This is a genomic window from Okeania sp. SIO3B5 (assembly GCF_010692555.1).
Classification (GTDB): Bacteria; Cyanobacteriota; Cyanobacteriia; order Cyanobacteriales; family Microcoleaceae; genus Okeania.
Genome location: NZ_JAAHHG010000632.1, coordinates 1 through 5211 on the forward strand (window position 1 = coordinate 1; position 5211 = coordinate 5211).

The window sequence follows — 5211 nt, forward strand, 5'->3', positions numbered from 1 at the left end:
TAGCAGTTTTCATTAAGAGGATATCTGAAAAGTTTTTTGATACAGAATTTTGCCCCCCCTAGTGCCGCTACGCGGAACTCTACCTTATCGGTTACTCAACACAAGCCAGTCATCCCCCTATTTCTAGGTTTCGACTGAACGAATCGCACCATTTTTGGCTAGTAGGTTCCCACCTATCAATTACTCTAAAATCACGACCGTATTTTTCAGCTTTTCCTTCTAACAGTGTCCTAAATTGTCTCCAACCTAAATCTGATATGGCTCTGGATAATTTACGGTTCTTAATCATACCAGAAACGTTGTTATACTTCTAAAACAACTGTTTGGTTTTCACGAATTATTTCAGTAGATAATTTATGCAGAAAATCTGTTCTTGTATCTTTCAATTTGGCATGGAATTTAGCAACTCTAACCCTGGCTTTTTCATACCTTTTAGACCCCTTAGTTTTATGAGATAATGACTTACTTAACTTTATATACTTCTTAATTCGTTTTTTGAGTGGCTTAGGAGCATCAACCTTTGTACCGTCGCTGAATGTAGCAAAGGTTTTAATACCTAAATCTATGCCTACTGAATTATCAGTTTGAGGTAAGACTTCTGGTTGTATTTCTACTACAAAACTTAAGAAATATCTATTAGCTGAATCTTTAATTACTGTTACTGATGATGGAGGACCAGGTAACTCCCTTGACCAAACTATTTTTAGTTTTCCAATCTTAGCTAAATAAACTTTATGCTGACCAATCTTAAAGCCACCCTTTCTAAACCTAGCGGTCTGCGCGTGATTTCCTACTTTTAAATTTAGGAGGTTTAATAGATCTACCTTTCTGTTGGCCTTTTGTTGACTTAAAAAAGTTTTGATAAGCTTGGTTTAAATCATTCAAAGATTGCTGTAGTGGTATATTAGAAACTGCCGATAGCCACTCTCTATTTTCAGTCTTTTTCCCTTGAGTAATAAATATTTTTTGGAGTTCTGCATTACTTGGCTTTTTGTTACCTTTTTTGTATAACTCATTGCAATAATTCAGGCTATCATTCCAAACAACACGGACACAACCAAATAGCTTGGCTAATCGGTGTTTTTGTCCCGGCGTTGGATATATACGGTACTTAAATCTTGCTTTCATCTGAAATTTTTTCTTGGCCTGTATGTTATAACTATAGCATAGTTAAATTTGGTACGCAATATGTTAAGGCAGCAAAGACATAGTGTCTCAGACTTAAAAGTACACTTGGTATATGTGACTAAATATAGAAAAAGTGTATTCACTGTAGAAGGATTGAAATTAATTACAGCGCTTTTCATTTGAGTAGACCACAAAATTATTTTTGGCGCTTAGAGTAGGGAGTAGGGAGTAGGGAGTAGGGAGTAGAAAAATGCTTTTGGGTTGCCCATACTAACTGTAGTCTATCCATGTGAAAAGCGCTATAAGTCAATTGTTTTTGATTTGACTGAACTACTAGAATATTGGACGAATCAAATCTTCAAGATATGGCCTTAATGAAAAATTATTGTCTTATGTGAAGATCTCGAAGGGGATCGATTAATTTAATAAGCATAAAAAGTATTTTTTTACAGAAAAAAGACTAAAATAGATAGTATATAACTACTAAAATAATTAAAACTATGAGTAGAGAAAAATATTATCGGCTTATGATATAAGGGTAATTTTTGGCAGTTTAAATCTGAAAATATGCAAGTAACAAAGTTAGTTTATCTAAATTAAAAATAATGTAAGTATTTCCTGCGAAATGCTGCGCAATTAGCTAGCCTCCTATGAGGAGGAACTGCTTTATCAGCCATTAATTTTGGGAAAGTTCAATAATTTAGAATTTAGAATTAAGAATTTAGAATTACCTCTTCTTATAAATTAAGAGGATTGGATTAAAGGATTTTTTTTCTTCTCTTGGTCAATTGGATATGGCGAGGAAACTTCGTCATCCCGACCGCTTTTTTCTCCATGAATGAAGAGGCTTTATACCTGAATTTTTCGGTAAAAGCAACTGAGAAATCGAGAAAGAATAAAAAGTTACTACCAAAGTCACTTTCCCAAACCTTAGAAGTAATTATTCATTACTAATAGCTGTTTGTGTCGCAGTCCGCAGGAAATGCTTACAAAATAATTGCATTAATAATAGAAATATTACTCAAGTAATAGATTTAGACTGAATTATCTAAAATCAATATTAAATTTAAATTTCTATGAATAATTCCAAGAACCGTCTTTCTATATTTGTTGACGGGAATAATATGTTCTACGCTCAACAAAAAAATGGTTGGTTTTTTGACCCAAGAAGAGTATTAGAACATTTCAACAAACCAGAAGTAAAACTAATAAATGCTTTTTGGTACACAGGCTTAAAAGACCCACAAGATCAAAGGGGATTTAGAGATGCTTTAATTAGTTTGGGTTATACAGTACGTACTAAAATTCTTAAAGAATATTATGATGATGTTTCGGGTCGCTATTCTCAAAAAGCTAACTTAGACATTGAAATTGTAGTAGATATGTTTAATACAGTAGACCAATATGACCAAGTAGTTTTATTTAGTGGAGATGGGGATTTTGAAAGAGCTATTGAGCTACTACGTTCTAAAAATACTCATATAACAGTTGTATCAACAGAAGGAATGATTGCTAGAGAGTTGCGAAATGCTACAGACCAATATGTAGACTTAAATGATATTCGCGACCAAATAGAAAAGGCAGAGTATTAATTAATAATTAATAATTAATAATTAATAATTAGGGTTTGCTGAAAAAGTCTTATGGGTGAGGGTAGGAGACAGGAGACAGGAGACAGGAGACAGGAGAAATGGGAAGTTAGAGAAGGTACGAGCGGGCGTTTTGTCCCAAGATTGTTCTGCCCAACTCTTCCCTAAAATACGCTCCTTTTTGAGTATGAAGAGCCGAAACAAGCGCACTTTTTTTGACAAAAAAAAGGCACTTGTCTTTATATGTCAATATTTTTAGATTTAATCAGCAAGCCCTAATTAATAATTAAGAGGGAAAAAAATCTCAATTTATTTCAGAATGCACTAAGTCAGAAGGCAGAAAGTATCAAATAAAAAATCTTTGCTTGAAGACTTAATACTTTGCCAGAAAACTCAAAAAAATGGGTGCATCTCAATATTTGCAAAAATACTTTTTTCCTATATATTCCCTATTTCATATTCCCTATTTCCTATTCCCTGCTGCCTGTTACTTAAAAGCGACAATTTTTTGGCTTTATTCAAAATTGAGATGCACCCTTTAATTTAAAGTATATTCACTAACTTCTAGACAAGGTAAGATCGAAAAAAGCTCAAGGCTAACTTCTGTAAACTATAAGGTAAAAATAATGACAAGTAATCAAGACCGAATTATTATTTTTGATACGACTCTCCGGGATGGGGAACAATCTCCTGGGGCCGCTCTCAATATAGATGAAAAATTGACCATAGCTAGGCAATTATCTCGCCTGGGAGTAGATGTGATTGAAGCTGGTTTTCCTTACTCTAGTCCTGGAGATTTTGAAGCAGTACAGAAAATTGCCGAGACAGTGGGTGTAGAAGGAGGCCCAACAATCTGTGGTTTGGCAAGAACGACTCGTGCAGATATCGAAGCGGCAGGTAAAGCTCTTAAACCCGCAGCTAATGCTCGTATTCATACTTTTATTGCTACCTCCGATATTCACTTAGCTTACAAACTTAAGAAAACTAGAGAAGAAGTATTGGCGATCACTCCTGAAATGGTGGCCTATGCCAAAACCTTCGTAGATGATGTAGAATTTTCTCCTGAAGATGCAGGTCGCTCTGACCCAGAATTTCTCTATCAAGTATTGGAGGCGGCGATCGCTGCTGGAGCAACTACGGTGAATATTCCCGATACTGTTGGTTATACGACACCTGCTGAATTTGGAGCGCTCATTCGAGGTATTAAGGAAAACGTTCCCAATATTGACCAAGCTATTATTTCTGTTCACGGTCACAATGACTTGGGTTTAGCAGTCGCCAACTTCCTCGAAGCTGTCAAAAACGGCGCTCGTCAACTGGAATGCACTATCAATGGTATCGGTGAACGAGCTGGTAATGCTGCTTTGGAAGAGTTAGTTATGGCATTGCACGTCCGGCGACAATATTTTAACCCTTTCCTTGGTCGCCCACCAGAGTCAGAAGCACCACTTACTAATATTGATACTCGCCATATTTATAAAACATCTCGTCTAGTTTCTAACTTGACAGGAATGTTTGTACAACCAAATAAAGCTATTGTTGGTGCTAATGCTTTTGCCCATGAGTCAGGTATTCATCAAGATGGGGTACTCAAGAATAAGCTTACTTACGAAATCATGGATGCTGAGTCTATCGGTTTGACAGATAATCAAATAGTCTTGGGTAAACTTTCCGGTCGTCATGCTTTCCAAACTCGCCTCAAAGAACTTGGGTTTGATATTTCTGATGAAGAGGTGAATAAAGCTTTCCTCAGATTTAAAGATTTGGCAGACAAAAAGAAAGAAATTACAGATTGGGATTTGGAATCTATTGTTAACAGTGAGATTCAACAACCACCAGAACTCTTCCGTATAGAGTTGGTACAGGTTTCCTGTGGCGATCGCTCTCGTCCCACGGCCACAGTTAGTATCCGGACTCCTAATGGGGAGGAATTGACTGATGCTGCTATTGGTACCGGACCTGTGGATGCTGTATACAGGGCAATTAACCGGGTAGTGAATGTGCCTAATGATTTAATTGAGTTTTCTGTGCAGTCGGTAACTGCTGGTATTGATGCTATTGGGGAGGTGACTATTCGCTTGCGTCATGAAGGGCGAGTTTATTCTGGTCATGCTGCCAATACTGATATTATTGTGGCATCAGCTCAAGCTTATATAAATGCTTTAAATCGTTTGTATGTAGCTTTGCAAAGTGATGTGAAGAAAATACATCCGCAAAAGAGCGATCGAGCTGTGGAAGTAGTATAGCGCAAGTTAGAATTCAGAATTTAGAATTCAGAATTTAGAATTCAGGGGAGTTTGGGCAGATGGAGACCCACCCCTCGCCCTCCCAGGAGGGGAATGAGGAAACGGAGACACGGGGATGCGGAGACACGGTGACACCCCCTCTCCGCGTCTCCGTGTCTCCCTCTCTCCGTGTCCTCAAGAACCCCCTCTCCGCGTCTCCGTGTCTCCCTCTCTCCGTGTCCTCAAGAACCCCCTCTCCGCGTCTCCCT

The 5211-nt window shown here is 37.4% G+C and carries 5 protein-coding genes and 1 pseudogene; 3 read left to right on the forward strand and 3 right to left on the reverse strand.

All coding sequences use genetic code 11. The features are described 5' to 3' along the window. Window positions 1-109 precede the first annotated feature (109 nt). Genes F6K54_RS43595 through F6K54_RS43605 form a run of 3 tightly spaced genes read right to left on the reverse strand, consistent with a single transcriptional unit; the run spans window position 110 to window position 1128 of the window. Entirely contained in the window at window positions 110-289 is a 180-nt protein-coding gene (locus F6K54_RS43595) for a hypothetical protein (RefSeq protein ID WP_366558378.1), read from the reverse strand. 13 nt (window positions 290-302) lie between these two features. Further along, window positions 303-863, reverse strand: coding sequence for a transposase (locus F6K54_RS43600; RefSeq protein ID WP_366558380.1), 561 nt, complete (start codon window positions 861-863; stop codon window positions 303-305). Further along, entirely contained in the window at window positions 769-1128 is a 360-nt protein-coding gene (locus F6K54_RS43605; RefSeq protein ID WP_366558379.1) for a helix-turn-helix domain-containing protein, read from the reverse strand. The genes F6K54_RS43600 and F6K54_RS43605 overlap by 95 nt, the downstream gene beginning before the upstream one ends. 60 nt (window positions 1129-1188) lie before the next feature. Here F6K54_RS43605 and F6K54_RS43935 point away from each other — a divergent pair. From F6K54_RS43935 to F6K54_RS39820, 3 genes and pseudogenes are all read left to right on the forward strand, one after another. Next, window positions 1189-1305, forward strand: a pseudogene (locus F6K54_RS43935) (IS200/IS605 family transposase); the annotation flags it as partial. 899 nt (window positions 1306-2204) lie between these two features. Next, window positions 2205-2720 carry an NYN domain-containing protein gene (locus tag F6K54_RS39815; RefSeq protein WP_293068798.1) on the forward strand — a complete coding sequence of 172 codons (516 nt, stop codon included), beginning with the start codon at window positions 2205-2207 and terminating at the stop codon, window positions 2718-2720. Window positions 2721-3343: 623 nt separating this feature from the next. Further along, window positions 3344-4963, forward strand: coding sequence for a 2-isopropylmalate synthase (locus F6K54_RS39820; protein WP_293089842.1), 1620 nt, complete (start codon window positions 3344-3346; stop codon window positions 4961-4963). Window positions 4964-5211: the final 248 nt, after the last annotated feature.